The sequence below is a fragment of the Klebsiella sp. 7-CIP_Kleb. genome, from assembly GCF_050378655.1.
GTDB classification, from domain to species: Bacteria; Pseudomonadota; Gammaproteobacteria; order Enterobacterales; family Enterobacteriaceae; genus Klebsiella; species Klebsiella quasipneumoniae.
On sequence record NZ_JBNRLJ010000046.1, the window covers coordinates 1 to 339 of the forward strand.

Consider the following 339-nt stretch of genomic DNA (forward strand, 5'->3'; position numbering starts at 1 on the left):
CTCTGAAGTTTTCTTGTGTTCGCAGTAAAGATGGTGGAGCTATGCGGGATCGAACCGCAGACCTCCTGCGTGCAAAGCAGGCGCTCTCCCAGCTGAGCTATAGCCCCATCGGTGTTATCTCTGTACCGGTAATTTTTCCTGAGACAAGGCGTGGTGAAGCGAAGCATACTGAAGTATGCGAGCTTTGCCACAACGCAGTATTCAGGGAAAATTTGGTAGGCCTGAGTGGACTTGAACCACCGACCTCACCCTTATCAGGGGTGCGCTCTAACCACCTGAGCTACAAGCCTGCAGAGATTATTTACTGCTCTATTTCATCAGACAATCTGTGTGAGCACT

At 50.4% G+C, this 339-nt stretch carries 2 tRNA genes; both read right to left on the minus strand.

Annotated elements, in window-relative coordinates:
• Positions 1-31: 31 nt before the first annotated feature.
• Positions 32-107: transfer RNA gene (locus ACQUTI_RS26375), tRNA-Ala, on the minus strand.
• 106 nt (positions 108-213) lie between these two features.
• Positions 214-290, minus strand: a tRNA-Ile gene (locus ACQUTI_RS26380).
• Positions 291-339: the final 49 nt, after the last annotated feature.